Here is a 23,883-nt window from a genome sequence, read left to right as displayed (position 1 = left end):
TCCATTCAGGGGCTTTTTTTATATGAATATAAATCCTAGAATATTTCAATTATGTTACAAAACAAGAAAACGACATTTTTTGAAAGGGTTTTCAATAACTTTGTCGAACGGATATAAGGTAAGAAACAAGGATATGAGGAGGATTAAAATGGAAAAAACTGTTAACCTGAATCTGAAGCCGAAGGTGGCCGAATTCTTAAACGGAACAAAAAAGTTTTTCATCAATGGAGAATGGGTAGAAGCGAAATCAGGAAAAACGTTTGAAACTCTGAATCCTTCAACAGGAGAGGTTTTGGCGCTTGTTGCAGAAGGTGGAAAAGAAGATATCGATCTTGCGGTGCAAGCGGCACGCAAAGCCTTTGATACTGGATACTGGTCACAAATGAGCGCCGCAAAGCGCAGCTATTTAATTTATAAACTTGCGGATTTAATGGAAGAAAATAAAGAAGAGCTCGCACAGCTCGATACGCTGGACAACGGAAAACCAATCCGTGAAACCATGAACGGTGATGTGCCTTTGGCGATTGAACATTTCCGTTATTATGCAGGATGGGCGACTAAAATTGTCGGACAAACTATCCCTGTGGCAGGAAGCTTCTTCAACTATACACGCCACGAGCCGGTTGGTGTTGTCGGCCAGATTATCCCTTGGAACTTCCCGCTCTTGATGGCAGCATGGAAACTGGGCGCAGCCCTGGCCACTGGTTGTACGGTTGTATTGAAACCTGCAGAGCAGACGCCGCTATCCGCTCTTTATCTTGCGAAGCTTGCTCAGGAAGCCGGATTCCCAGAAGGTGTGCTTAACGTTGTAACGGGTGCCGGAGAAACAGGAGCAGCGCTTGTCGACCATCCGGAAGTTAACAAAATCGCATTTACCGGTTCTACTGAAGTCGGTAAAATGATCATGAGAAATGCAGCGGACTCCCTCAAACGTGTAACGCTTGAGCTCGGAGGAAAATCACCGAACATTATCCTTCCGGATGCGGATATGACGCGTGCCATTCCTGGTGCTTTGAGCGGTATCATGTTCAACCAGGGACAAGTTTGCTGTGCGGGTTCCCGTTTGTTTGTTCAGAAAAAAGCGTTCGACAATGTTATGGCGGACATGGTCTCCCATGCGAAAAGCATCAAGCAGGGACCAGGTCTTGATCCGGATACTACAATGGGGCCGCTCGTTTCCGAGGAGCAGCATAACCGCGTAATGAGCTATATCTCCAAAGGTAAGGATGAGGGAGCTGAGCTTCTGACTGGAGGATCCAGACCGTTTGAGCAAGGTTATTTTGTGGAGCCGACTATTTTTGCGGACGTTGATGACAAGATGACCATTGCCAAAGAGGAAATCTTCGGTCCGGTTGTAGCGGCAATGCCGTTTGAGGATCTTGATGAAGTAATCGAGCGTGCGAACCGTTCTGAATATGGACTTGCTGCAGGTCTTTGGACAGAAAATCTCAAAACGGCTCACTATGTGTCCAACAACCTGAAGGCAGGTACAGTTTGGATTAACTGCTATAATGCCTTTGATGCGGCTTCTCCATTCGGAGGATACAAGCAATCCGGTATGGGCCGTGAAATGGGATCTTATGCGTTGAATAACTATACAGAAGTAAAAAGCGTGTGGGTAAACCTGAAGTAAGATTAAGACCAAAATGATTCGGAGAAACAATCGGGGAAAAACAAAAAGATAGGCATGAAAAAGGGGTCAACAACTGCGCGGAAACAAAAACCCGGCTGTCCAATCCAGACAGCCGGGTTTTTCGTTTTGCAATCAGCAGTTCCAACGCTTGTCGGATTTAAACAGGGTGCTGGAGTATTCGAGGAAGACGCGTCCAGCTCCAGCACCCAAATCCTCTAGGTCGTTTCACTCCTTCTCGACAACACAAAGAACGTGTTGCAGATCAGGAGTTCCAACGCTTGTCGGATTTAAACAGGGTGCTGGAGCTTTGGTTTATAACATCACCTTGATGAAGCGGAGGCCGGTATCATCATAATCCAGGTTTCTGTAAAATTCGTGGGTTTCTTTGCGCTGTTTTCCACTATGCAGAACAATGGCAGTGCAGCCCTGTTCCTCTGCCCAGTTTTCCGCATGCCCGACAAGGGCCTTTCCAAAGCCATTCCCCTGATATTCTTCGGTTACGACAAGGGCAATGATCCGCAGGCATGTCCCGTTTTTTTCGAAGTAGTATTCTTTGACGACGCCAATCATTCCAATCACCAGATCGTCACAGCAAGCGACAAAGCAGGTATAGGCGGGGTCTTGCAGAATATACGTTAACCTGTCTCTCATTTCCTCTTCGGTGGTGGGATAGCCGAGATCACCCATTAGATAAGAGAGAGACAGACTATCCTCAATGGTTCCCCGCCTGATGAAGAATTCACTCATCCTCGCACCTCTTTCACAAATAATGAAAATCTGATAAAAAGCACAGTGACCAGGTTGGCATCAGGGCAGGCTGCTCGTTAACGGTGAAACAGCAGAAGAGCTCCTGATGGCGATGTGAGGCGGTGTGTACGGTCATTGAATTGTTCTTCTGTTAAGCGTTTTTCTCCCAGTTTCTTTGCCTGCCTGTCATCGGCAGCCTGGATGGTTTCATCGAGCAGTTTTTCCCCGCTTTTGTCATAGACAGTAAGAAAGTATTTTTTCATAAGGTGTGAAGCTCCTTTCAGGATTTCCTCTCTTGTATTTCTGTTTTTTCGTCAATTTTCCTGCTTTTTTTGTACGGTTAATTGGCCTTTCAACATTTCTGCCGAAAATATGTGTATTTTCCCAAATACGAGAACGTGTTTTCGTATATATGGTAAAATAAAGGTTAGAATGATTAGGGAAAAGGAGGCGATGGTGTTGAAGTTTTTGCATTGTGCCGATTTGCATCTGGACAGCCCTTTTAAAGGGTTATCTCATTTACCGAGGGAAATCTTTGAACGCATCCGGCACAGCACCTTCAGAGCCTTCAGTGAAATTGTCAGTGTGGCCATAAAAGAACAGGTGGATTTTATCGTGATTGCGGGTGATATTTATGATGGTGATTCCCGCAGCCTTAGAGCGCAAAGCTATTTCCGCAAGGAACTTGGCCGGTTGGACGCCCAGGGAATCACTGTATACATGATTCATGGAAACCACGACCATCTGGAAGGAACATGGATTGATCTGGAGTGGCCAAAGAACGTGCATCTGTTTGACGGGGGACATCCGCAAAGTGTGCCTTTTTATAAGAATGGAAGATTGAAAGCAATGCTGCACGGATTCAGCTATGAAAAGCGGTCGGTTGCTGAAAACCGTGTCCCTTTCTATCCTGCAAAGTCCGGAGATGATGTGTATCATATTGGTATTCTGCATGGGAATGCAGAAGGGCAGAATGGCCACGAAGCCTATGCGCCGTTCCGGGTTGCGGAACTTTTTGAAAAGGGATATGACTATTGGGCCCTTGGTCATATTCATAAAAGAATGGAACTACACCACGATCCGCCAGTTATTTATCCTGGTAACATCCAAGGCAGGAATCAAAAAGAAACAGGACCAAAAGGTTGTCTTATTATTGATCTGCAAAATAAAAGGCGGACGTTTCATGAAACAAACGATATTTATTGGCTGGAAAAGAACATAGACCTCACTGATTTATCCTCTGTATCAGAAATGATTGATCACTGCCTGGACATAAAGGAGAATGCGAGAATACAAGGAAAAGGAATTCTACTGAAATTGGTCCTGAACGGGCATTCTGCTTTATTTAACGAAATGGAACAAGAGGGATTGCTTGAGGAACTGTTGGAGACACTGCAGGCCGGGGAAGGGGATCAAACATCCTTTGTCTATACCTTTGCCATTATCAATCAGACCAGACGAAACTGGAACCGCGAAGAGCTCCAGAACGACGGCGGGTTTATCGGTGCCCTATTAACCAACGGCACGGAATATATACAGACTCAAAAGACCACAAAGGAGCTCTACCTGCACAGGAAGGCGAGGAAATACATAGATCCTCTTACTCCAAATGAGGAAAAAGAGATAGTCGATGAGGCGGAAACACTGCTCTTGCAATTTTTACTGAAAGATTAGGAGGAACGGGATATGTGGATTAAAAAGCTGCACATCTATCATTTTGGCAAGTTTCACAACCTCAAAATCGATCAATTATCCCGGGGTCCTCTTTTCATTTCAGGAGAAAATGAAGCAGGAAAAACGACGCTCATGAATTTTATTACCTGTATGCTTTTTGGCTTTCCTTCCAAGGTGACGAACGAGAGGCGGTATGAGCCGAAAGATGGAAACCGGATTGGCGGTTCCATCAGCATTCATACCGATGCATATGGGGATTTAACTATTGAACGGGTTGCCGGCAAAGCAGCCGGGAATGTGACGGTTTACGGTGAAAATGGACTTCAGGGAGGAGAAGAGCTTCTTCGTACGGTGCTGAAAGGAATGGACCGTCCCCTGTTTAAGGGCATTTACTGTTTTGGTCTTGAAGGGCTTCAGGAAATTGAAAAATTAAGCTCTGAACAACTGGGGAATTACCTTTTGGGTGCGGGAATGACCGGCAGCAGGGAACTGCAACAGCTTGAAGGTCTACTGGAGAAAAAGCAGACCACGCTGTTTAAACCGGGAGGAAGAAAACCGGTAATTAATGAATTGCTTCAGCAACTGGAAAGCACGGAAGAGGAACTCAGGAAATGGAAAAGAAAAAATGAGGAGTTTCAGCCTTCCCTTCAAGAACTTAAAAAAACAGAGGAAGCGATCAGGGAGGCAGAAGAAGAGAAGAAGCAACTTCAGGATCATTGGTACAACACAAAGAAGTGGAAAAATGTACTTCCTGCTCTTCGAAAGTGGAAAGAGCATCAGCTTGCACTTCGAGCACTGCCAGAGAACAGCTTCCCGGAAAACGGACTTCACCTATTGGAACAGCTTCAGGAGAAACGGCTGGATGTGGAGGGAGATTTGACTGTTTTTCAAAACAAGGTGCACGAAATCGAAAAACAGCTTAATGCCCTTCGAATCAATGAAGATGTGCTGCTATCCGAAAGCCTCGTCGGTTCCGCCGGTCAGAAGAGCCACGATCTTGAACAATTGCTGGAGGAAAAACGCGGCTGGGTCCAAAAAGTAGAATTCGTTCAAATGGAAGCCCGGCGCTTAAAAGATGAAACCGGCTTTTTGGGAACAACAGAGGAGTTGGAACGGCTCGATACGGGGCTGGCTTCCAAAAATGAACTTCTGGTATTAATTAAGAAGGCGGATTTGCTGAATCAAAAGAAAGGCTGGCTGGATCAGGAGCTTGAGAACGCACGTGAGCGGCTTGAATCCGCTGAAGAAGGGCTGCGCCAGCATGAAGGAAGAGTACTGGAAGAACAGGAGTTTCATAAATTAAAAGAACGATCGGAGAGGGATTCAACCAACAGGCGACTGTTGGTTGAAAAGGAGCAGCTTCAGGCACTGATGGCGCAAGCCAATGGGAAACGTCAGCACACTCCTTCTGCTTCTATACATTTGCTGCCCTTTCTGGTGTTCGGCTTTTTGGCGGCAGGCTGCCTGATGTACCTTGCCGTCAAAGGGGAGCTCTTTGGGACGGCACTTTTTGCCGTGGCATTGGGAGCAGGTGCCTATTTATGGATCAAGAGTTCAAACCGGAAAAATGAGTCTTACTCAGCTGGCACAAATGATGTAGAGCTTTTAGCCAAAATCCGGACACTTGAAGGTGAACTCTCAGGTGTTTCCAGCTTATCAGAACTGGACATGATTAATGAAAGATATGCGGATGAAAGAGCGAAGCGAACGGAGCTTGAAAGAATGAGAGAAGAAGCCAAACGGCTGGAACACTCTTACCAGCAGCAGGCTGCCAACTATGACAAGCTGGAGCTTGATCAATATGATAACGAAGCCGCGGTTCAGCAATGGTGCGAGAAAAACCATTACACCGGACCCTGGAGCTATCTTCTTATCCCGGGATACTTCGAAAAGATCGAAAAGCTGAAAGAAATTGTTTTGGAAAGAAAACAGCTGCTTTTAAACATTGCACAAGCAGACAAACGGATTTCCGTCATTCTTGAAGAGGCTGACACACTGACGCACCGGCTCCGCCTGCCGGAGGAATCCTCCTATCTGGAGAAGGTTACGGAGGCACGGCTGCTGCTGCAGCAAGAAAAAGAGAAAGTCCAGGCGCAAGAAAAGCTGCAGGATAAATTAACGACCGCCAATGAACATCTAAATGAAGTGATCACAAAACAACAGAGTTACGGTTTGGAAATTAACAAACTCCTATCGCAGGCAAAAGCCCAGAACGAGGAAGCTTTCAGGCTCAAAGGAAAGCAGGCAGAGACACGAAAAAGAACAATCGAATTGCTGGAACAGGCTTCTTTTCAGTTGCAATCGTTTGGCTATACAGGGGAAGAAGTACAAGAGCTGGCGGACATTTTGCTGGATAAGGACTTTAATGTGGACAAGGAAAATGCTTCGGCAGAAGCGGAGCTGAAAGAAAAAGAACAGCAGCTGGAGCAGCTGCAGCGAAAAAGTGCAGAGCTTTCCCTTGTTCTGCAGACACTTCAAAACGAGGAAAGTTATTCGGAATGCCTGCAGCGATATGAAAATCTCCGCAATGCATTGGGAGAACAGGCTAAAATGTGGAGTGTGTACAAAATTGCAGCCGATCTTCTAAAGAAAACCAAAGAACAATTTCATGCCGAGCGTCTGCCCGCCATCATCAAACAGGCCTCGCTTTATTTTTCAAAAATGACAAACGCAAGGTATGTCCAGTTGTATTTGTCGGGAGGCGGCCAGAACAGTCTGGAGCTCGAGCGGCATGACGGCGTACGATTTCATCCGGGAGAACTGAGCAGAGGCACGGCGGAACAATTGTATTTGTGTGTACGGCTTTCTCTAGCGTCCCTCTATCAAAAGGAGAGCATGCCATTGATCATGGATGACATTACGGTTAACTTTGATGCGGTACGGACTAAGCATACGCTGGATCTTCTGACTTCGATGGGTCCGGGCCAGCAAATGATATTTTTCACATGCCATGAGCATCTGTTTCAAGACCGGCCATCCGTTCCGGTCATCTCGTTAAAGAAGCAGGAGGGTGCCTACCGGCAGGAAGGTGCTTTTTCATAAGCGGATGCGTTATGATATAAAGAAATGAAAGAAGCGCAAAACAGGAGGGGACAATCAATGTCTGACTACCAAATTTACCTTGTGGAAGATGAAGAAAATCTTGCGCAAGTGTTAAAAGCCTATATGGAACAAGAAGGTTGGAACGTGACCGCCTTCAATAATGGGGAAGAGGCAGCCCGGAATGTAACGGATGCCCCTCACCTATGGATTCTGGATATTATGCTGCCCGGTATTGACGGGTATGAAGTACTGCGGAAAATCAAACAGCATGCTGACACCCCGGTCATTTTTATTTCTGCAAGAGACCAGGATCTTGACCGCATCGTAGGACTTGAGCTGGGAAGCGATGATTATTTGGCGAAGCCTTTTATGCCGCGTGAACTTGTCATTCGCGCCAAAAAACTGTTAACCCGGATTTACGAAACCGGAGCAATGGCGCCGAAGAAGATTGAAATTACCGGTTATGTCATCGATCCTGTCGCCAGAAAAATCACGTTTGATGACGAACTAATCAACCTGACATCAAAGGAAATGGATGTGCTTTTGTACTTGATCGAAAATTTGGGAACATCCAAGGCAAGGGAAGAGATTCTGTCCCATGTGTGGGGGACCGATTATTTCGGTTCAGAGCGTGCTGTGGATGACGTGATCCGGCGGGTCAGAAAGAAAATGCCCCGCTTAAACCTTGAAACGGTCTATGGCAACGGGTACAGGATTGTAACTTCATGATTCGGCTGAATCTGACGCAAAGAATCTGGATCTCGTTTGCCCTGCTCATTTTGCTGATCGGGCTTGTACTCGCCATTATTTTTCCTCTTTCCATAAAAAAAACGATGACAGATGAAACCTACAAAATTATCTCACTGGAGCAGGATAAACTGATGGACCAGGACAAGGAAGTTCCTGATCCCGACTCTTCCATTGATTTTATAGAACGAAGAAAACTGGGCCGCTCTGTCGGCCATGTAGTGATCAAGAACGATTACCTGGGAACAAAAGGAGATTATATTCCGGAGCGGGTGCTAGGTGAAATGAGCTCCCATGCCTATAAACAAAAAAAGTCGCAGCAAAAATATGAACTTACGTATGGGGATGCCACCCTTTTTTACATTGTGAAAAGACTTGAAACTCACTCGCAGGGCAATTTTTACCTGATTTCCTACATGTGGGATACGTATCGCGACCAGATGGTCGACCGGTTGTGGACGCGCCTCTTGTGGATTCTGTTTTTCACCGGAATGATTGCCGTGATCCCCGCGCTCTGGATGGCACGGTATTTGCGGGCACCGCTTACCATTCTTGGGAAACGTTTTGAACAGATCGCCAAACGAAACTGGAAAGAGCCGTTTATCTGGCATGAAGATGATGAATTTCAGCGGCTGTCTCAGCAGTTTGAAACGATGCGGCAAAATTTGATCCGCTATGATACTGCCCAGAAAACCTTTATTCAGCATGCTTCCCACGAACTGAAGACACCGGTGATGACCATAAAAAGCTACGCACAGTCGGTGAAAGACGGAATCATGCCGAAAAACAATGTAGAGGATATGATGGATGTCATTTTGAGTGAAGCGAACCGTATGGAAAACCGGGTGAAAAACATGCTGTATTTCACAAAGCTTGATACACTTAAGCAGCAGACTCTTCAATGGGAACTGATCTATTTTGGAGTGCTCGCCGAAGAGATTATCAGCCGCTTCCGGTTTCAGAGGGATGACATTGAATTCACGATTACAGGTGATGAAGTGCTGTTCTGGGGAGATCGTGAGCAAATCACCATTGTTTTTGAGAACTTCATTCAGAATGCCATGAGATATGCCAATTCCCGGATTGTTTTATCGGCAAAAGAAGAAGGCAGCAACATTGCCCTTGGCGTTTGGAATGATGGGGAGCAACTATCCGATCGTGACCGCGAAACGCTTTTCCTGCCGTTCCGCAAAGGCAATAAAGGACAATTCGGCCTTGGCCTGGCGATTGTGAACCGGATTGCGGAGCTGCACGGAGGGAAACCAAAGGTAACCAATGTTGATGACGGCATCTTATTTGAAGTCATTCTGCCCAAAGACAGGCTGTCATAGACTACTATACTTATTAAAAGATGAGGTGCGCATATGAAAAAAGGTTTGGCCCATTATAAAGTGGGAGAGATGATAGATTCCTATCTGATGATTAAATCTTCCTCGAAATCAACTGCCAGTAACGGAAAGCCATTTTTAAACTTAACGCTTCAGGACCAGACGGGAGATATTGAAGCAAAATTATGGGACTGCTCTCCCGAAGACGAGCAGCAGTATGTTCCTCAGGCACTGATCAAGATCATAGGGGAGATGAGCAGCTACAGAGGCAAGCTTCAGCTGAAACTAAAGCACATCCGTCCCGCTAATGATATGGACGGCATAAAAATCGGAGACTTTGTGGAAACGGCTCCGCTTTCAGAAGATGTGATGATGGAAAAAATCACGCAATACATCTTTGATATGCAAAATCCCAATATCCAAAGGATTACGAGACATCTTCTGAAAAAGTATCAGGAAGACTTTCTGAAGTATCCTGCAGCCGTGAAAAATCATCATGAGTTTGTTTCGGGCCTCGCCTATCATGTCGTCTCCATGCTTGATTTGGCAAGAGGGATTGCAAGCCTCTATCCATCATTGAACACCGATTTGCTGTACTCTGGCATTATTCTGCATGACCTTGGAAAAGTCATCGAGCTTTCCGGGCCTGTGGCGGCAAATTATACACTCGAAGGCAAGCTTCTTGGACATATCTCCATTATGGTCAACGAAATTGGGATTGTCGCCAAAGAGCTCGATATTGAAGGAGAAGAAGTGACGGTCCTTCAGCACCTGGTGCTTAGCCATCACAGCAAGCCGGAGTGGGGTAGCCCCAAGGCCCCAATGATCCGGGAAGCAGAAATCCTTCATATGATCGATAACTTTGATGCGAAAATCAACATGATGGACCGTGCACTGGGCAAAGTGGAACCAGGGGAATTCACGGAAAAGATTTTTCCTCTGGAGAACAGAAGCCTCTACAAACCGCTTTTTGAACAGGAATTGGTAAAAAAGTAATTGTCTTAAAGCGGGGGAGTATGGTAAATTGTAAGAGAGATTAATGAGATGGAGGCTATGACAGATGAAACCCATTGTTCAAGTAAAGGTGTCTGCTAAATAACTGAGTAAATCAACCATGTACCATGATGGCCAAAAAGAACATCAGTTTCTTTGCGTTTTTCATGTACAGTATTGATTTATTCAGTTATGACCCTTTCTCTTGAGTGTTGGTTTATCTGTCAGCTCACGGGCCTTCTAAAACGTACGGTGAAGCCTGTAGTTGACGTGGAATTGCGCAGCTGCAGGCTTTTTTATGCTTTCCTGCCCTTCCCTCAAGAGACCGGGAGAATTTGTAATGGATTTTAAACGATGAAAAGAGTGTGATGGGAATGAAATGGAAAGATTGGGACAGAAACATTAAGGTCCGCCTGCTTGGCGAGTTTGTTATTAATTTATTATTTTGGATGTTTTTCCCGTACATGGCGATTTATTTTTCGGATCAACTTGGAAAAGAACAGGCAGGGATGCTTTTGGTGGCTTCCCAGCTTGTCGGCGTTGTTACCAATCTGGTTGGCGGCTATTGTGCGGATACGTTCGGCAGAAAAAGAATGATGGTAATTGCCGGTGCGGGCCAAGCGGTGTCCTTTGCCGTTTTTGCACTTGCCAATTCTCCATGGCTGGATTCACCGGTATTAACCTTTTTGGCGTTTACCGCTTTAGGATTATTCGGTTCATTGTACTGGCCTGCCAGCCATGCGATGATTGCAGATGTTGTACCTGAAAAGAACCGCAGTGAAGTATTTGCTGTTTTTTATACAAGTATCAACATATCAGTGGTTTTTGGCCCTGCGCTGGGCAGTATTTTCTTCTTTGATTACCGGTTTGAGCTGCTGCTGGCCTGTACGATTGTCGGTATTATTCTGACATTTGTACTGCAAAAGTATATCAGGGAAACGGTGCCGGAGAAAAAGCCGATTGCAGAGGACCAGGCAGGAAGCCCGAAAAAGTGGAACCAGGTTGTCCTCAATCAGCTTAAGGACTACCGTGTCATTGCAAAGGATAAGCTGTTTCTGCTGTTTATTCTTGCAGGTATCCTAGTGGCACAGACGTTTATGCAGCTCGATTTATTGATTGCTGTTTATACGACCGAAAAGGTGCCTGTCCAAACGCTTCTGCATCTTGGGAATTGGTCATTTTCCCTTACCGGTGAAAAGGCATTTGGGTACATTGTTTCGACAAACGGGCTGTTGGTCGCTTTGTTCACCGTATTTATGTCAAAGTGGATGAACAAATATAAAGAGGGGAATGTGTTTGTAATTTCTTCTCTTTTATATGGAGTGGCGATGCTTTTATACGGGAATACAACGATTCTGTGGTTTCTGTTATTGGCTATTGCGATCTTTACCGCTGCGGAGCTCATGGTGGTTGGGATTCAGGAAAGCTTTATCTCCAAGCTTGCTCCGGAGCATATGCGCGGTCAATACTTCGCCGCAGCAGGACTTCGTTATTCAATCGGCCGCAGCCTTGCGCCATTGGCGATTCCGCTTACGCTGTGGATCGGTTTCCGATGGACGTTCTTTCTTCTGTTTGTGTTAACGGTAATCAGCGCCTTTATGTACCACGTGATGTTTCGTCTCCATGATCAAAAACGGGCGGCGGAAAACAAACAGGAGGCAGTGACTCCGCAATCGGCCGGTTAATAAAAAGACCATCAGGGTGACATATATTCCTTTCTCCTTTCATAAGATGGAAATACGAAGCTTGTCTATGGGAGGAAGGGAAATGAAAGGATATGTAGCCCTGGGTCTTGGCGTTTTGCTGGTTGTTCTGTTTGTTTTAAAGCAATTTTTTGCTCCTATTCAGTATTTCTTTGATCTTACGCCATTTTGGGTTTATTTTGTGGTGGCAGGCATTATATTCAGCGCCTACCGCAGTTACAACTTGGGATCTGAACAAAAGAAACTGGACTTGAAGGTGATCGAACAAGAAGGGGAAGTTTTCATGAAGCGGATCGCTGAAGAGCGGGAGCGGAGAAACAAATCAGTAAATGAATAAAAAACCGGCCAATTGGCCGGTTTTTTTATTTTGATCTATAGTGAGCAGGAGTGGTTGAAACAAAAAGAGGAGACTCTTAAATGAGCCATCCTCAAACGGGTAGATACCCGGATTACTGTGTTTGCTGCGGTAATTGTGTATCTTGCTTCTTAAGGGCATCCTTAAGATCTTTGTCGTTGATCTTGATGTCTGCATCCTTCTGAAGCTTGGAAATGACTTCGTCAGTTGATTTTGCTTTTTGCTGCTGCAATTCTTCCTTGATTTGTTTCTTTTTATCTTCAAACTTATTGCTCTTTTTGTCTTCGACTTTAATAATGTGGTAGCCGAACTGGGTCTTGATCGGATCGCTGACTTGTCCAGGCTTAAGTTTGAATGCAACCTTGTCAAACTCAGGAACCATCTGGCCCTTGCCAAAGTAGCCGAGTTCTCCACCTTTGGTTTTAGAACCTGGGTCTTTGGAATATTGCTCAGCAAGTTTTTTGAAATCTCCGCCTTTATCAAGCTTCGCCTTTACTTCATCTGCTGTCTTTTTATCATCCACCAAAATGTGGCTCGCTTTTACTTCTTCTTTGTACTTGTCATTGAAGAGCTTCTGCATTTCTTTATCGGTTACTTTTACGCCATCCGTTGCCGCTTTTTTATTTAACAGCTGGGTTTTAACAAGCTTTTTCAAGTCTTTTTCACTCTTGATGCCGTTTTGCTTCAACGCTTGTTTAAACTGGTCGTCGCCGCCCAGCTCTTTTTTGATTTTATCGATTTCGGTGTTAATTTCTTTATCTGTAACCTTGTACTTTTTTTCGAGAAGCTTGTTATCTACCATTTGCTTAAGAACCTGATCGCCGTACTGGGCCTTAAGCTCATTGTAGAATTGATCCTTGGTGATGTCTCCAGCTTTGGATTCCACAACTTTCTCTGATCCTGCACCTGAGTTGCACGCAGACAGCGACAGAACTCCGGCAGCAAGTCCAAGGGACACTAACCATTTTTTCATCTGACACACTCCCACTGTTCGAGTAATATTTTCACTGTTTCTACTATAGCATAAACATTCAAAAAAGTACTATGCATCATGACAATTATGAGAAAAATTACACATATTTACTTTGCAAGCGAAGAAGAAATTTTAGGAAACCGTGACATTCGTCTAATCAAACCGTGACATATCACTATATGATGTGGAGAAGAACAAAGGAGGAGATTTAGAATGGGGTGCGGTACAGGATTGGGCCATAGCTTTTTACTCCTGATTATTCTATTCATTTTGCTGATTATCATTGGTTGTACCTGCTTTGCATGCTAAGGAACCAAAAGGACGAGTAGGCATGAGTTTAAAAAATCTTCACGAATTCAGGCATTCGCCTAGGCCCCACGGGAATAGGCTGCATAGGATACCGTAAGAAATAAAGGAGGTGGCATCATGGGTTTCGCACATGGAAGAGGCTTCGCGTTAATCGTTGTGTTGTTTATTCTGTTGATCATCGTCGGATGTGTATGTTGGGGAGGCTGGTGCTAAGCACCTGCCGTGCACTACAGTAGTAAACCGGTGATTTTCGCCGGAGGAGGTAAACAATGAGCGGTATAGCTGGTGGCTTTGAGCTGATTGTTGTATTGATTATTCTACTCATTATTATTGGCTGTATTTGTTTCTGCTAATGAAGCACGGAGGGGAGGCGCATGCCATCCCCTTTGTTAGTATGTAAAAATGTTTTCTACATAGGCACTGACTAAAAGCAATGTGATTAAAACATTGATTGTACGGAATACATTGGGCTGACTTTCAGCCGGAATGGATTTTTTTGCACAGAGTTCATTCGTCAGGGCATTAAAGATGAACAAAAATATAGGTGCAAGAATTACAAATATTAATCCTGGCATGTTACAATACCTCCATAAAAAGCTACCATTCTTACTTTAACAAAAGTTGGAGAATAAGAATAGAAAAAAAGCACGGATGGAGGATATAAATGATAAATAAATGGAAGTGGGCCTTTTTGACCTTGGCTGCTCTAGTGGTCATCGGGCTCATCATCGTTGTTTCTTTGCTGTTTTCCGGAGGAGAGAAGAATTTTGATCAAAATGCCAATGATTCATTGCCGGCAGGGAAAAAGTTGTTCACCATACATACAGGCAAGGAGCAGGCTGCTTTTTTAATGAATAAAGAGCTCGAAGACCAAAAAGGTGTGAACATGAAAGCTGAGCTCACCGATCAGGTAAAACTGCTCGGTAAGGCAGACTTGTTTGGACGGGAAATCATGTACCAGATGGACCTCGATCCTGAAGTAATGAAAAACGGAGATTTGGTTCTTCATGAAAAGAATGTCCGGGTAGGAAGGCTGAACCTGCCGGGAGAACAGGTTCTCACTCTGGTATCCAATACGGTGGATCTGCCGAAGTGGGTTAAGGTTTATCCGCAGGAGGAACTGATCCAGGTCCAGCTGACAAAGATGAAGGTGAAGAAACACATTGAAGTAAAGGCAAAAAAGGTGGATTTAAAAAACGATGAAATTATCATCGATGTATTGAGCAAGTAATTGCAGACAAGCAGGCAGTATATGGAGAAATTTTGAAGAAAACAAGAAAGCCGCCTTACAAAAAAGGCGGCTTTGCTATACAATAGAAAGTATAGATCGACGATAAAGAAAGCAGGATGAAGATGGAAACGATTGAAGAACGTGTTGAACGGCTGGAGTATTATAACCGGCTGACTGTACAATCGATTAATTTAAGGACATATCCCTTCTACACACTGGTGATGGAAAAACACCTCACCGAGGCAGAAGTGGAAGATGTCCTTTCATTGTGTAATGAACTTCACCGGCGTTTCACCGCTCAGACGGAGAACGGCTATGTCCAATACCTTCCTCTTCTTCTCCATTTCGCCGGAATGCTCAATTCAAAGTTGAAGCCGGGAGAAACCATCGAAGTTTTGCGTCTCCAGGGAATTCATCCAGAACTCATGGATAAACTCTATGAACTGGCACGGCGTTATGAATGAACGCTGGCCAGCTCTGGGGTCATCGGAATGACATTGCTCGGTGTTTTCTCCTCAAGGCTTTCCTCTATTTTTTCTTCCAGTTTGTTAAAAATGGTCATAAAATCCTCACCATAAATATTTCGAAGCATGCTCATAATCTCAGGGAATTCGGGAAACTTCCCAAAAAGGTCCTTGATCGGCAGTGCTGATGTATAAACACCAAATTTGGCTGGATCATACGTTTCCATTGTTTTTAAGAGCAGTTCTTCACCCTTATCTGTCAATTGAATGTATGTATTCCGCTTGTCGTTTTCTCTTTTGGAAAAAGACAGATATCCTTGTTCTTCCAGCTTTTTCGAAAAATTGAATGCAGTGGAAACATGCATGACACCAAACTTTGCGATATCGGAAATGCTTGCCCCTTCCAGATGGTGAGCAATCCATAAAATATGGTGTTCATTTATGTTTAACCCAAAATCCTTGATCCAATTTTGCCAGTCTTTTTCCACGCTTTTCCATAGCGCCTTACTGATTTGAGCGAATGTCTGACTGAAAATCATCGCTTCTTTTAAACTCGTTAAATTATTCTTATCCATACCAAATGCCCTCCATTACAACATATAAGAACATCAATCTATTCCTCATTATGCCAGTGTTTCCTATAATAAGAAAGTAAAATTTTTGAAAAACGCAAGAAAAATTGGTAATAAAGGCGCGAAACTTAAGTATGATAAGATAGCAACGATGATTTCGTCCGTAACAAAAGAAATCTCCTTTTTAGGAGATCCCTGGTGAATTTTATTTTGCCACAGTGCTTTTTGTCTCTTCAATGGTTCCCTGGATTTCCTTTACACCCTCCTGAATATGTTCCATGTTGGGCTGGACACCTTCCTTCCAGTGGCTGATGTCCTTTTTCAGATCAGCTGATGCCTGCTTGAAGGCATCTTTACCTTCCTTTGATATAAACATCACTTTTTCCTTCAATGTGATGCTGTTTTGTTTCATTTTGGAAACCGATCCTTTCAGCTTGGCCGCCCCGTTTTTAATATCCTGTCTGACGTCCTTGCCTGATTTGGGAGCGGAGAGAAGCGCAGTAGCACCTGTAATAATTGTTCCGATCGCGAAACCGTAAAGTAGAGATTTTGTTTTAGACATGATTAATTCCTCCTCTTTTATATTTACTAATTACTTTCTTGCTGTTAAAGAAAAATTCCTATTAAAAAATTTCCCGAAATGAGAAATATTTAACGATGTTTTTCGGCATGTTTGGACAGGCGCCTGAATATCTTAATAGGGGGTGAGGACAGATGAGCTGGATATCTTGGCTTTTTCTGGCTGCAGGACTGTTTCTGATTATACGTATGCTGTACTCATTAAACACTACCCGCCATTACTCTTTTCGTAACACACAGATTATTAGACAAAGAAAAAAAGCTTTATTTGTCGGTCTTATGGGAATTAGCGGACTTTTGCTTTTTTTGATTGTATTTGTCATAAAATAACGAAAAAAGGGGAAAGCTGATTCTTTGTGAATCGGCTTTTTTATGTTAGAAATAAAGGAGATAAAGGTATAATAACAACAAGTCAAGAGGAAGGGGTTTAGTATTATGGAGCGTCACACCATTGGCAACTATTTTAACAAAATGAAAAGCAAAGCTTCTGTCATTCTCGATGATGATAAGCAAACGGGCGAGCTGATCACGGATGCGGAGAAGAAAACTGAAACCGCACAGAACAACAGCGGCCTTCGCGAGCTGATTACCCAAGTGAGAAGCTTGATCCGGCTGGTGAAGCATTACCGTGACGGCACGTACCGCGAAGTATCCAAAAAATCAATGATGCTTGTGGTTGCTGCCTTGCTTTACTTTGTCAGCCCGATTGATGCGGTTCCCGACTTCCTGGTGGGAATTGGATTATTGGATGATGCGGCTGTACTCGCTTTTTTATACAAAACAATCAAGGAAGAAATCGATCACTACATGGAATGGGAAGAAAAAGAGCAAACAATAAAGCCGGCACCTTAATTCCAGGTACCGGCCCTTTTTTGTTATGCTTTTTTTGCTGTATTTTGAGCTGCAACCGCTTTGCTGTTCTGCGGCGCTGTACGTTTACGCACGCTGTTTGCCACAGGATAAATCACAAACATGACCACACAGTTAATAGCAGCTGTCGGCAGAACAACTGTGAGGAACAGGGCTGAAAATGTTCCTGGAAGTCCGGCTACGAGTAGAGCCGTTCCTAGGAAAATGGACCCACTCACCATGGTTCCGACAAGTGTGAGGATCGCAGCGGTCAAGGCATTTAGTTTAATACGGGAAATCAACAGGAATAGTGCCAGAAATACGAGTGCACTGATTGGTTTGTCTACCAGGTTGGCAATCTGCCCTCCTGGAAAAGTGGTTGTAATGGCTGTAATGACCCCTGTTGCCAGTGCAGCGACAATCACATTGGACAGCGCCGGAAACATGATAATGGTCAAAAATAGCATAGTCAGCATCATGTCAGGCCTCATGCCCAAAAATAAAGGGGGCATAACGGCATGCAGGACATACCCCAAGGCTAAAAGTACAGCAGTTATTGCTAAAGATCTTGTTTTCATATCTCATCTCTCCTCAACTCAACTAGTTACTTCCTTCATAGGTGCTCTCGTGCCCTCTGCAAAGAAGTTCATCTTATTTTAACAAATTTCACAAGCGTTGAACAGGCAACAAGCCCTAATTACCTTGTTTTTCCTGAAACTCATTCATAAATTTCTTTAGTGCCTTGCAGGCTTCCAAAGGAACCGCATTATACGCCGAAGCTCTGCATCCCCCAACTGAACGGTGTCCGGCAAGTCCGGAGAATCCTTGCTCCTGTGCCTCTTTTAAAAATTGCTTCGTCAGCTCTTCGTTTTGCAAGGTGAAGGTAATGTTCATCAAAGAACGGCTGTCTTTTTCGGCATGGCCGGTATAAAAGCCGCCGCTTTCATCAATAGCGTCATAAATAAGCTTTGCTTTTTCCTTGTTTCGTCTTTCCAGTTCTTCAAGACCGCCCAGGTCCTTTGCCCACTCGAGTACCAGCTTTAGCAGATAGATTGAAAAAGTAGGTGGTGTATTATAAAGCGAACGGTTTTTGATATGTGTTTCATAAGAGAGTATAGTCGGAAGTTCTTTATTTGCTTTGTCCGCTACATCCTTTCGCATAATAACAACGGTAACACCAGCTGGCCCCAGATTCTTCTGTGCGCCTGCATAGATCATTCCAAATTTTTCAACAGGGAATCGTTTGCTGAGAATGTCACTGGACATATCAGCGATCAAGAAAGGGTGCTCCAGGTTGTCGAACGATGCCCATTGCGTACCGAAAATGGTGTTGTTGCTTGTCACGTGTACATACGTATAGTCATCGGAAGAAAGAGAAGGGATTTCGGGGATGGAGGAATAGTTGGAAGATTTCCCCGACACGATTTCCTCAGCTTCCCCAATTTTTTTTGCTTCCTTCAGGGCTTTCTCTGACCATGCCCCTGTGAGGATGTAGCCCGGCTTTTCGTTTTGTTTCATGAAATTCATGGGAATCATGGCAAACTGCAGGCTTGCACCGCCCTGTAGAAATAGGATCTCATACTCATTGGGGATGGATAAGAGCTCCTTTAACAAGCTTTTTGCCTCCTCATGCACCGCTTCATAATGCTTTCCGCGGTGACTGTGCTCCATGATGCTGATTCCGGTATCCTCAAAGTCCAAAAGCTCTTCTTTCGCTTTTTCCAATACTTCCCGCGGCAAAGCAGCGGGACCGGCGTTGAAATTATACACTTGTTTCATGAATGAAGTTCCTCCTCTGGTGAAATAAAAAACTGCCTTTAGACAGGCAGTGATCGGTTTGATCAGGAAAGACGGGATGCTATATTGTTTGATATTTCCTCAAATTGTTCTTTGGTGTAATCATGTGTTTCCCAAACAGCTCCGAAGCCATCACCTTTCCCATAGCGCGGGATAATATGTACATGATAGTGGAATACAGATTGTCCGGCTGCTTCGCCATTATTGTTCAGCACATTTAAACCGATCGGGTCAAACGCTTCTTTAATGGCAGTAGCGATTTGGGGTACAGCAGAGAACAATTTTCCGGCTGTCTCAGACGGCAGGGCAAACACATCTTTGTGATGAGATTTCGGGATTACCAGGGTGTGTCCCTTTGTAACCTGGCTGATATCCAAAAACGCTACTACATTTTCATCCTCATAGACCTTGTAGGCAGGGATTTCACCTTTTACAATTTTACAAAAAATGCATTGATCATCATGATTCATTCCATCACCTCGAATGTTTTTTCTCATTTTAGCACAACTTGGGACCATATGTTATTGGAACATTTAGAAATTACATAAGAAAAAGAGCCCTGCGTAAGCAGAGCCCTTTTCCTATAGAGGTTAGAGAAGAAAGGAGAACCTGGAAACATACATTCCGATTTTTTAGCGAACACCTCATTCCATTGGATTATATGCCTGGGTAAGCCATAATCTTTTCCAAGAGAATCATCTCCCTGAATTTGGTTGTTCAAATCGTGATATAGTACCTGAAATCTCCCTAGAAGAAGGGGGGATGCCTTCTTCTTTTTTAGGGTTGCCAGATCTGTTGAAGTTTATCCATACAAATTGCCACGGTTGGAAAACAAAAACGAAAAATAGTATGATGAAAAGGAATTCAGACAGGAGTGCAGGCTGTGCTTTACCAAAAGGACAGCTTTTGTTGAAATAATATTGAAACGTTTTTACCAAACTAGAAACAAAGGTCCAAAAGAAGGGATATTGAATAATGAAAAAAATTCTCGAAATTACCGGTTTAACAGGGGGATATTCTCCCGACAGGCCCGTCCTGCACGATGTCTCCTTTGATGTACATGCCAATGAAATCGTTGGGTTGATCGGATTAAACGGCGCAGGAAAAAGTACAACGATTAAGCATGTATTGGGGCTGATGGAGCCGAGCAGGGGAACAACAAAGATTAACGGAAAAACGTTTCAGGAGGAACCGGAAGAATATAGAGGACAGTTGTCATACATACCGGAAACACCCATTCTTTATGAAGAGCTTACCCTGTGGGAGCATCTCGAAATGACGGCGATGGCTTATGGGCTTGAAGAACAGACCTTTTTAACGAGAGTTCGGCCGCTGTTGGCGGAATTTAATATGGAAAACAAAATTAAATGGTTTCCGGGCCACTTTTCAAAAGGAATGCGCCAGAAGGTAATGATTTTGTGTGCTTTTCTCGTTGAGCCCGAACTTTATATCGTTGATGAGCCATTTGTCGGTCTTGATCCGCTTGGCATCCATTCTTTTTTGGAGCTTATGGTTAGCTTTAAAAACAATGGGGCGGGAATCCTGATGTCCACGCACATTCTTGCGACGGCTGAACGGTACTGTGACCGGTTTATCATCCTGCATGAAGGCAAAATCGCGATGCAGGGAACCCTTCAGGAGCTAAAAGGCCAGATGGGCAACCCCGATGCCACCCTGGATGACATCTATATTCATGCGAGCAGAGGGAAGCGGCCATGATGGATTTCACAAAAATTTGGCGGGTGAGGAAGGATCAATATTTCAGCCTGGCGCTTCGGTATTTCAGGCTGATTGGGAACAGCGGATTCATGTTGTCTTTGTATATCCTTTTTGTAACCGGAAGTTTCTATTACGCCCGTATTCTGAAACAGCTTCCTGAAAATTTCCCGGCACTGTGGCTGTTCATTGCTGTTTTTGCCTATTTACTTACGAAAAGCCCGGTCCGCACCTTCTTAAGGAAAGGAGACCTTGTGTTTCTTTTGCCGGTTGAATCGCGAATGAAGGAGTATTTCAGACATTCCATCCGGTATTCCATGGTAGTTCAATCGTTTATTGTGGTTCTTGTTTTTGTGGCATTGGGACCATTGTTTTCGAAATATATTTCCGGCAGAGGGCTGGAAATGCTGATTACCATTGCTCTTTTGCTCGCTGCCAAGCTGTGGAACATCAAAACATCGTGGGAGGAGCAGCGGCTGCCCTTTCATAGGAACAGAAGGAATTACACTCTCCTCCGCCTGGTCGTTAATGCTGTATTTCTATATCTTTTGTTTCAGATGGCCTATGTGTTTTTGATCGCTGTTCTGGCTATTATGTACGTTTTATCGAACTTTGTTTTTGGCTATATAAAAAAGGTTCATGGCTACAAGTGGGAGCATCTCCTGGAAGTGGAAAACGGAATGATGATGAAGCTTTACCGTGTAGCCAACCTGTTTACCGATGTGCCGCAGCTGGCTCAAAGGGTACGGCCGCGAACATGGCTGTCTTCGCTATTGAAAGTTTCTTACAGGCACAGCCACACGTTTGACGGTTTATACCGAAAAACCTTTTTCCGATCCAACGATTATTTCGGCATTTATATTCGCCTGATTCTTATCGGAGGCCTGTTTCTTTTCTGGATTCCACAAGGCTGGTGGCATACCGTCCTCGTTCTTCTTTTTCTGCATGCTACAGGGATACAGCTTCTGCCTCTGTATAAGCATCATAAGGGGAATGTCTGGTTTGAACTTTATCCGGTGAAGCACCACTGGCGCTTTCAGGCATTCCAGAGATGGCTGCGCCTGCTGATGCTCATTCAGGCTTTTCTTTACGTAGCCTTCCTTCTTGCTATGGGGGGGACATGGACCAATGGAGTGGTTTCTGGCATTCTTGCTGTTATTTTTGTCTGGTTGTTTTCCGAATACTATACTAAAAAGCAGCTCTTGCGAGTAAGGTAGAATAAAACAACCCTGAAGTTCATGAAAGAGGCGAGTCCATGGGCAGGTATGAAACCGAAATTTTGGCAGAGCTTCACAGGTGGGAGCAAGAGATGAGAAAAGAGCCTTCTCTTTGGGACCGCTCCTCAAAAAAATTGCAGAATAGGTTCAACAGCATGCTCCCGGAAAAGGTGCATCTGATGATCACGAAAAGTATAAAGAGCATGGTGCATGGGACATTGATCGGATCGGAGTATATTTCGAAAAAACAGCCGATGCCTCCCCGCAGTCTCAGGGAAAGTGATGAAACAGCGGATGCTTTGATCGTTTCTTACCGGCGCACAGCAGCGGTGGAAGGAGCAGGTACAGGAGCGGGCGGATTCCTGCTGGGGCTTGCCGATTTCCCTATCCTTTTGGGTATTAAAATGAAATTTCTGTTCGATGCTGCCGGGGTATACGGGTTCGATGTGAAGGATTACCGGGAGCGGCTTTACATTCTTTATATTTTTCAGCTGGCTTACAGCAGTCCGTTTAAACGGGTGGAGCTACTTGAACGGATTTTGAACTGGGAGGACACCACCGGTGATTTCCCGACGGAGCAGCAATACTTGCGGGGGATTGACTGGCAGACACTGCAACAGGATTACAGAGATCACATTGACTTGGTGAAGATGCTGCAAATGGTTCCGGGCTTTGGTGCAGTGGTTGGCGCCTTTGCCAATTATCGCTTTCTTGATGAGCTGGGAAAGACGGCTAAAAACTGTTTTCGACTTCGTACAGTCAATGAACTGAAACAAAAAGGCTGGCTTTAAAAAAAGCTGCTGCTTTCCTCAATGGGTGAAAGCAGCAGCTTTTTATCGCATTTCCTGTTTTTTAAAATCGATTATCTTTTAACAAGCGATCCATTTCTTCTTTGTGTTTAGTTTCATCCGCAATCATATCCTCCAGCTGCACAACCAATTCAGTCATGTTAAGCTTGGACGCCTGTTCTTTTCGCTCTTCATAACGGCGGATGGTATCAATCTCCGCATTGCGGGCTTCTTCCAGCATTTGGCGGACATCATTTACCTGTTTTACTTCTTTTGGAGTGGTAGTTGGGGTACCGCCGAGCGTGCTGATTTTCTCGGCAAGATACAAGGCATGTCCTTGTTCGTCACCAATTTCAGACTCGAAAAACGGTTTCAGAACCTGGCGGAAAATTCCGGATACGGTGGCTGCATTATGGTTGTACATAATGATCGCTGAATATTCGTTGGCTAGGTCTTCGTTTAGTCCTTCAATCAATACTTCTAAATCTTTTTCCATTTATACATTACCTCCCAATATTCATTCAGCTATATACTTCCCTATTTAAACATGTAATAAACTCCAGAAAAAACGGGTTTACTTCTTTTGTCAAAAGGAAATGTTAAAGGGTGTAGATTACTGAAGAGGAGAGGATTGTAGATGGCTAAAATTGCAACTGTATTAACTAACTTGTTTGAGGACGTCGAACTTACCGATCCAGCTAAAGCTTACAAGGAAGCAGGGCACCAAGTAACGGTAATCGGGTTTGAAAAAGGACAAACACTAAAAGGGAAACAGCAGGAAGCAACCGTGACTTCAGATGCAGGAATCGGTGAGGTCAGCCCTTCTGATTTTGATGCGCTGTTTATCCCAGGAGGGTTCTCTCCGGACCAGTTGAGAGATGATGAGCGTTTTGTCAGCTTTGCCAAAGAATTTGCAGACAACGGAAAGCCCATTTTTGCAATCTGCCATGGGCCTCAGCTGCTCATTACGGCAGGCGTGCTAAAGGACCGGAAAGTAACGGGCTATAATTCCATCAAGGTGGACTTAAAGAATGCGGGCGCCAACTTTGTCGATGAAGAGGTTGTCGTTTGCGGCGGAAATCTTGTAACAAGCAGACAGCCGGATGATATTCCTGCGTTTAACCGAGAATCACTCTCTATCCTTTCAAAATTAAATCGATAAGGAG

30 protein-coding genes are annotated in these 23,883 nt (G+C 44.4%); 20 read left to right on the top strand and 10 right to left on the bottom strand.

Features of this window, described 5'->3' with window-relative positions; all coding sequences use genetic code 11:
- The first annotated feature begins 148 nt into the window (after nt 1-148).
- Nucleotides 149-1,633, top strand: a complete 1,485-nt coding sequence (locus tag DMO16_RS11640) for an aldehyde dehydrogenase family protein (protein WP_129477578.1) — start codon at nt 149-151, stop codon at nt 1,631-1,633.
- Between the two features lie 54 nt (nt 1,634-1,687).
- On the top strand, nt 1,688-1,852 hold the full coding sequence (locus tag DMO16_RS24590; protein ID WP_206738100.1) for a hypothetical protein: 165 nt from the start codon (nt 1,688-1,690) through the stop codon (nt 1,850-1,852).
- 93 nt (nt 1,853-1,945) lie between these two features.
- Here DMO16_RS24590 and DMO16_RS11635 read toward each other — a convergent pair whose 3' ends face one another.
- Both DMO16_RS11635 and DMO16_RS11630 read right to left on the bottom strand, forming a co-directional pair.
- Complete coding sequence (locus tag DMO16_RS11635) at nt 1,946-2,380, bottom strand: GNAT family N-acetyltransferase (RefSeq protein ID WP_061967199.1); 435 nt, start codon at nt 2,378-2,380, stop codon at nt 1,946-1,948.
- A gap of 77 nt (nt 2,381-2,457) precedes the next feature.
- Nucleotides 2,458-2,643, bottom strand: a complete 186-nt coding sequence (locus DMO16_RS11630; RefSeq protein WP_061967201.1) for a YhzD family protein — start codon at nt 2,641-2,643, stop codon at nt 2,458-2,460.
- A gap of 196 nt (nt 2,644-2,839) precedes the next feature.
- Between DMO16_RS11630 and DMO16_RS11625 the strand changes: the two genes are divergently transcribed.
- From DMO16_RS11625 to DMO16_RS11595, 7 genes are all read left to right on the top strand, one after another.
- Entirely contained in the window at nt 2,840-4,054 is a 1,215-nt protein-coding gene (locus tag DMO16_RS11625; RefSeq protein WP_164988908.1) for a metallophosphoesterase family protein, read from the top strand.
- Between the two features lie 12 nt (nt 4,055-4,066).
- Nucleotides 4,067-7,096 carry an ATP-binding protein gene (locus DMO16_RS11620; protein ID WP_129477574.1) on the top strand — a complete coding sequence of 1,010 codons (3,030 nt, stop codon included), beginning with the start codon at nt 4,067-4,069 and terminating at the stop codon, nt 7,094-7,096.
- Nucleotides 7,097-7,153: 57 nt separating this feature from the next.
- Nucleotides 7,154-7,825 (top strand): response regulator transcription factor, encoded by a 672-nt coding sequence (locus DMO16_RS11615; RefSeq protein ID WP_061967207.1) that lies wholly within the window; start codon nt 7,154-7,156, stop codon nt 7,823-7,825.
- Nucleotides 7,822-9,174 carry a sensor histidine kinase gene (locus DMO16_RS11610; protein WP_061967209.1) on the top strand — a complete coding sequence of 451 codons (1,353 nt, stop codon included), beginning with the start codon at nt 7,822-7,824 and terminating at the stop codon, nt 9,172-9,174. Before DMO16_RS11615 ends, DMO16_RS11610 begins: the two co-directional genes overlap by 4 nt.
- A gap of 33 nt (nt 9,175-9,207) precedes the next feature.
- Nucleotides 9,208-10,167, top strand: coding sequence for a 3'-5' exoribonuclease YhaM (gene yhaM / locus DMO16_RS11605; RefSeq protein WP_061967211.1), 960 nt, complete (start codon nt 9,208-9,210; stop codon nt 10,165-10,167).
- Nucleotides 10,168-10,538: 371 nt separating this feature from the next.
- Complete coding sequence (locus DMO16_RS11600; protein ID WP_129477572.1) at nt 10,539-11,849, top strand: MDR family MFS transporter; 1,311 nt, start codon at nt 10,539-10,541, stop codon at nt 11,847-11,849.
- Nucleotides 11,850-11,931: 82 nt separating this feature from the next.
- A complete protein-coding gene (locus DMO16_RS11595; RefSeq protein WP_082635661.1) occupies nt 11,932-12,204 on the top strand; it encodes a sporulation YhaL family protein in 273 nt (90 codons plus the stop codon).
- A gap of 112 nt (nt 12,205-12,316) precedes the next feature.
- Here DMO16_RS11595 and DMO16_RS11590 read toward each other — a convergent pair whose 3' ends face one another.
- The gene (locus DMO16_RS11590) at nt 12,317-13,195 is read right to left on the bottom strand and encodes a peptidylprolyl isomerase (protein ID WP_061967215.1); all 879 of its coding nucleotides are present in this window, start codon (nt 13,193-13,195) and stop codon (nt 12,317-12,319) included.
- A 213-nt stretch (nt 13,196-13,408) separates the two neighbouring features.
- On the opposite strand from DMO16_RS11590, the gene DMO16_RS11585 reads away from it, so the two are divergent.
- The 3 genes from DMO16_RS11585 (at nt 13,409) to DMO16_RS11575 (ending at nt 13,857) form a co-directional block, all read left to right on the top strand.
- A complete protein-coding gene (locus DMO16_RS11585; RefSeq protein WP_074440425.1) occupies nt 13,409-13,504 on the top strand; it encodes a YjcZ family sporulation protein in 96 nt (31 codons plus the stop codon).
- 117 nt (nt 13,505-13,621) lie between these two features.
- Nucleotides 13,622-13,717 carry a YjcZ family sporulation protein gene (locus DMO16_RS11580; RefSeq protein ID WP_074440426.1) on the top strand — a complete coding sequence of 32 codons (96 nt, stop codon included), beginning with the start codon at nt 13,622-13,624 and terminating at the stop codon, nt 13,715-13,717.
- Between the two features lie 56 nt (nt 13,718-13,773).
- On the top strand, nt 13,774-13,857 hold the full coding sequence (locus DMO16_RS11575) for a YjcZ family sporulation protein (protein WP_074440427.1): 84 nt from the start codon (nt 13,774-13,776) through the stop codon (nt 13,855-13,857).
- 36 nt (nt 13,858-13,893) lie between these two features.
- Here the strand turns inward: DMO16_RS11575 and DMO16_RS11570 are convergent, their stop codons facing one another.
- Nucleotides 13,894-14,079, bottom strand: a complete 186-nt coding sequence (locus DMO16_RS11570) for a hypothetical protein (protein WP_061967217.1) — start codon at nt 14,077-14,079, stop codon at nt 13,894-13,896.
- An 89-nt stretch (nt 14,080-14,168) separates the two neighbouring features.
- Here DMO16_RS11570 and DMO16_RS11565 point away from each other — a divergent pair, with 89 nt between their 5' ends.
- Both DMO16_RS11565 and DMO16_RS11560 read left to right on the top strand, forming a co-directional pair.
- Nucleotides 14,169-14,735, top strand: a complete 567-nt coding sequence (locus DMO16_RS11565) for a YpmS family protein (protein ID WP_061967220.1) — start codon at nt 14,169-14,171, stop codon at nt 14,733-14,735.
- A gap of 122 nt (nt 14,736-14,857) precedes the next feature.
- Nucleotides 14,858-15,199 carry a DUF1878 family protein gene (locus tag DMO16_RS11560; protein WP_164988907.1) on the top strand — a complete coding sequence of 114 codons (342 nt, stop codon included), beginning with the start codon at nt 14,858-14,860 and terminating at the stop codon, nt 15,197-15,199.
- Here the strand turns inward: DMO16_RS11560 and DMO16_RS11555 are convergent.
- Together DMO16_RS11555 and DMO16_RS11550 are read right to left on the bottom strand one after the other, a co-directional pair.
- The gene (locus DMO16_RS11555) at nt 15,190-15,774 is read right to left on the bottom strand and encodes an HTH-type transcriptional regulator Hpr (protein ID WP_061967224.1); all 585 of its coding nucleotides are present in this window, start codon (nt 15,772-15,774) and stop codon (nt 15,190-15,192) included. The genes DMO16_RS11560 and DMO16_RS11555 overlap by 10 nt on opposite strands.
- Nucleotides 15,775-15,976: 202 nt before the next feature.
- A complete protein-coding gene (locus DMO16_RS11550) occupies nt 15,977-16,333 on the bottom strand; it encodes a YtxH domain-containing protein (RefSeq protein ID WP_129477568.1) in 357 nt (118 codons plus the stop codon).
- Between the two features lie 152 nt (nt 16,334-16,485).
- Here DMO16_RS11550 and DMO16_RS24585 point away from each other — a divergent pair, with 152 nt between their 5' ends.
- Nucleotides 16,486-16,680, top strand: coding sequence for a hypothetical protein (locus DMO16_RS24585; RefSeq protein ID WP_206738099.1), 195 nt, complete (start codon nt 16,486-16,488; stop codon nt 16,678-16,680).
- Nucleotides 16,681-16,785: 105 nt separating this feature from the next.
- On the top strand, nt 16,786-17,202 hold the full coding sequence (locus tag DMO16_RS11545) for a YkvA family protein (protein WP_061967231.1): 417 nt from the start codon (nt 16,786-16,788) through the stop codon (nt 17,200-17,202).
- Between the two features lie 23 nt (nt 17,203-17,225).
- Here the strand turns inward: DMO16_RS11545 and DMO16_RS11540 are convergent, their stop codons facing one another.
- The 3 genes from DMO16_RS11540 to DMO16_RS11530 form a co-directional block, all read right to left on the bottom strand.
- The gene (locus tag DMO16_RS11540) at nt 17,226-17,777 is read right to left on the bottom strand and encodes a tryptophan transporter (RefSeq protein WP_061967234.1); all 552 of its coding nucleotides are present in this window, start codon (nt 17,775-17,777) and stop codon (nt 17,226-17,228) included.
- Nucleotides 17,778-17,892: 115 nt separating this feature from the next.
- Nucleotides 17,893-18,978: a 3-phosphoserine/phosphohydroxythreonine transaminase gene (serC, locus tag DMO16_RS11535; protein ID WP_129477566.1), complete on the bottom strand. Its 1,086-nt coding sequence runs from the start codon at nt 18,976-18,978 to the stop codon at nt 17,893-17,895.
- 62 nt (nt 18,979-19,040) lie between these two features.
- Nucleotides 19,041-19,466: an HIT family protein gene (locus DMO16_RS11530; protein ID WP_129477564.1), complete on the bottom strand. Its 426-nt coding sequence runs from the start codon at nt 19,464-19,466 to the stop codon at nt 19,041-19,043.
- A gap of 505 nt (nt 19,467-19,971) precedes the next feature.
- Here DMO16_RS11530 and DMO16_RS11525 point away from each other — a divergent pair.
- From DMO16_RS11525 to DMO16_RS11515, 3 genes are read left to right on the top strand one after another with little or no spacing between them, the layout of a single operon-like run.
- Nucleotides 19,972-20,715 carry an ABC transporter ATP-binding protein gene (locus DMO16_RS11525; RefSeq protein ID WP_129477562.1) on the top strand — a complete coding sequence of 248 codons (744 nt, stop codon included), beginning with the start codon at nt 19,972-19,974 and terminating at the stop codon, nt 20,713-20,715.
- Nucleotides 20,715-21,929 (top strand): ABC transporter permease, encoded by a 1,215-nt coding sequence (locus DMO16_RS11520; RefSeq protein WP_206738098.1) that lies wholly within the window; start codon nt 20,715-20,717, stop codon nt 21,927-21,929. Before DMO16_RS11525 ends, DMO16_RS11520 begins: the two co-directional genes overlap by 1 nt.
- A gap of 38 nt (nt 21,930-21,967) precedes the next feature.
- On the top strand, nt 21,968-22,720 hold the full coding sequence (locus DMO16_RS11515; protein ID WP_061967245.1) for an EcsC family protein: 753 nt from the start codon (nt 21,968-21,970) through the stop codon (nt 22,718-22,720).
- A 61-nt stretch (nt 22,721-22,781) separates the two neighbouring features.
- On the opposite strand, the gene DMO16_RS11510 is transcribed toward DMO16_RS11515, so the two are convergent.
- Nucleotides 22,782-23,213, bottom strand: a complete 432-nt coding sequence (locus tag DMO16_RS11510; protein WP_061967247.1) for a ferritin-like domain-containing protein — start codon at nt 23,211-23,213, stop codon at nt 22,782-22,784.
- 141 nt (nt 23,214-23,354) lie between these two features.
- Here DMO16_RS11510 and DMO16_RS11505 point away from each other — a divergent pair, with 141 nt between their 5' ends.
- Entirely contained in the window at nt 23,355-23,879 is a 525-nt protein-coding gene (locus DMO16_RS11505; RefSeq protein ID WP_061967250.1) for a type 1 glutamine amidotransferase domain-containing protein, read from the top strand.
- Nucleotides 23,880-23,883 lie beyond the last annotated feature (4 nt).

The sequence above is a fragment of the Fictibacillus sp. S7 genome (genome assembly GCF_004127935.1).
Classification (GTDB): Bacteria; Bacillota; Bacilli; order Bacillales; family Fictibacillaceae; genus Fictibacillus_C; species Fictibacillus_C enclensis.
This window is presented reverse-complemented; position numbering and strand designations above follow the sequence as displayed.

Bases quoted from the DNA above. Each gene is read 5' to 3' on its own strand.
- DMO16_RS11640 (WP_129477578.1), top strand. From the start codon at position 149: ATGGAAAAAACTGTTAACCTGAATCTGAAGCCGAAGGTGGCCGAATTC.
- DMO16_RS24590 (WP_206738100.1), top strand. From the start codon at position 1,688: ATGAAAAAGGGGTCAACAACTGCGCGGAAACAAAAACCCGGCTGTCCA.
- DMO16_RS11635 (WP_061967199.1), bottom strand. From the start codon at position 2,380: ATGAGTGAATTCTTCATCAGGCGGGGAACCATTGAGGATAGTCTGTCT.
- DMO16_RS11630 (WP_061967201.1), bottom strand. From the start codon at position 2,643: ATGAAAAAATACTTTCTTACTGTCTATGACAAAAGCGGGGAAAAACTG.
- DMO16_RS11620 (WP_129477574.1), top strand. From the start codon at position 4,067: ATGTGGATTAAAAAGCTGCACATCTATCATTTTGGCAAGTTTCACAAC.
- DMO16_RS11615 (WP_061967207.1), top strand. From the start codon at position 7,154: ATGTCTGACTACCAAATTTACCTTGTGGAAGATGAAGAAAATCTTGCG.
- DMO16_RS11610 (WP_061967209.1), top strand. From the start codon at position 7,822: ATGATTCGGCTGAATCTGACGCAAAGAATCTGGATCTCGTTTGCCCTG.
- yhaM (WP_061967211.1), top strand. From the start codon at position 9,208: ATGAAAAAAGGTTTGGCCCATTATAAAGTGGGAGAGATGATAGATTCC.
- DMO16_RS11600 (WP_129477572.1), top strand. From the start codon at position 10,539: ATGAAATGGAAAGATTGGGACAGAAACATTAAGGTCCGCCTGCTTGGC.
- DMO16_RS11595 (WP_082635661.1), top strand. From the start codon at position 11,932: ATGAAAGGATATGTAGCCCTGGGTCTTGGCGTTTTGCTGGTTGTTCTG.
- DMO16_RS11590 (WP_061967215.1), bottom strand. From the start codon at position 13,195: ATGAAAAAATGGTTAGTGTCCCTTGGACTTGCTGCCGGAGTTCTGTCG.
- DMO16_RS11585 (WP_074440425.1), top strand. From the start codon at position 13,409: ATGGGGTGCGGTACAGGATTGGGCCATAGCTTTTTACTCCTGATTATT.
- DMO16_RS11580 (WP_074440426.1), top strand. From the start codon at position 13,622: ATGGGTTTCGCACATGGAAGAGGCTTCGCGTTAATCGTTGTGTTGTTT.
- DMO16_RS11575 (WP_074440427.1), top strand. From the start codon at position 13,774: ATGAGCGGTATAGCTGGTGGCTTTGAGCTGATTGTTGTATTGATTATT.
- DMO16_RS11570 (WP_061967217.1), bottom strand. From the start codon at position 14,079: ATGCCAGGATTAATATTTGTAATTCTTGCACCTATATTTTTGTTCATC.
- DMO16_RS11565 (WP_061967220.1), top strand. From the start codon at position 14,169: ATGATAAATAAATGGAAGTGGGCCTTTTTGACCTTGGCTGCTCTAGTG.
- DMO16_RS11560 (WP_164988907.1), top strand. From the start codon at position 14,858: ATGGAAACGATTGAAGAACGTGTTGAACGGCTGGAGTATTATAACCGG.
- DMO16_RS11555 (WP_061967224.1), bottom strand. From the start codon at position 15,774: ATGGATAAGAATAATTTAACGAGTTTAAAAGAAGCGATGATTTTCAGT.
- DMO16_RS11550 (WP_129477568.1), bottom strand. From the start codon at position 16,333: ATGTCTAAAACAAAATCTCTACTTTACGGTTTCGCGATCGGAACAATT.
- DMO16_RS24585 (WP_206738099.1), top strand. From the start codon at position 16,486: ATGAGCTGGATATCTTGGCTTTTTCTGGCTGCAGGACTGTTTCTGATT.
- DMO16_RS11545 (WP_061967231.1), top strand. From the start codon at position 16,786: ATGGAGCGTCACACCATTGGCAACTATTTTAACAAAATGAAAAGCAAA.
- DMO16_RS11540 (WP_061967234.1), bottom strand. From the start codon at position 17,777: ATGAAAACAAGATCTTTAGCAATAACTGCTGTACTTTTAGCCTTGGGG.
- serC (WP_129477566.1), bottom strand. From the start codon at position 18,978: ATGAAACAAGTGTATAATTTCAACGCCGGTCCCGCTGCTTTGCCGCGG.
- DMO16_RS11530 (WP_129477564.1), bottom strand. From the start codon at position 19,466: ATGAATCATGATGATCAATGCATTTTTTGTAAAATTGTAAAAGGTGAA.
- DMO16_RS11525 (WP_129477562.1), top strand. From the start codon at position 19,972: ATGAAAAAAATTCTCGAAATTACCGGTTTAACAGGGGGATATTCTCCC.
- DMO16_RS11520 (WP_206738098.1), top strand. From the start codon at position 20,715: ATGGATTTCACAAAAATTTGGCGGGTGAGGAAGGATCAATATTTCAGC.
- DMO16_RS11515 (WP_061967245.1), top strand. From the start codon at position 21,968: ATGGGCAGGTATGAAACCGAAATTTTGGCAGAGCTTCACAGGTGGGAG.
- DMO16_RS11510 (WP_061967247.1), bottom strand. From the start codon at position 23,213: ATGGAAAAAGATTTAGAAGTATTGATTGAAGGACTAAACGAAGACCTA.
- DMO16_RS11505 (WP_061967250.1), top strand. From the start codon at position 23,355: ATGGCTAAAATTGCAACTGTATTAACTAACTTGTTTGAGGACGTCGAA.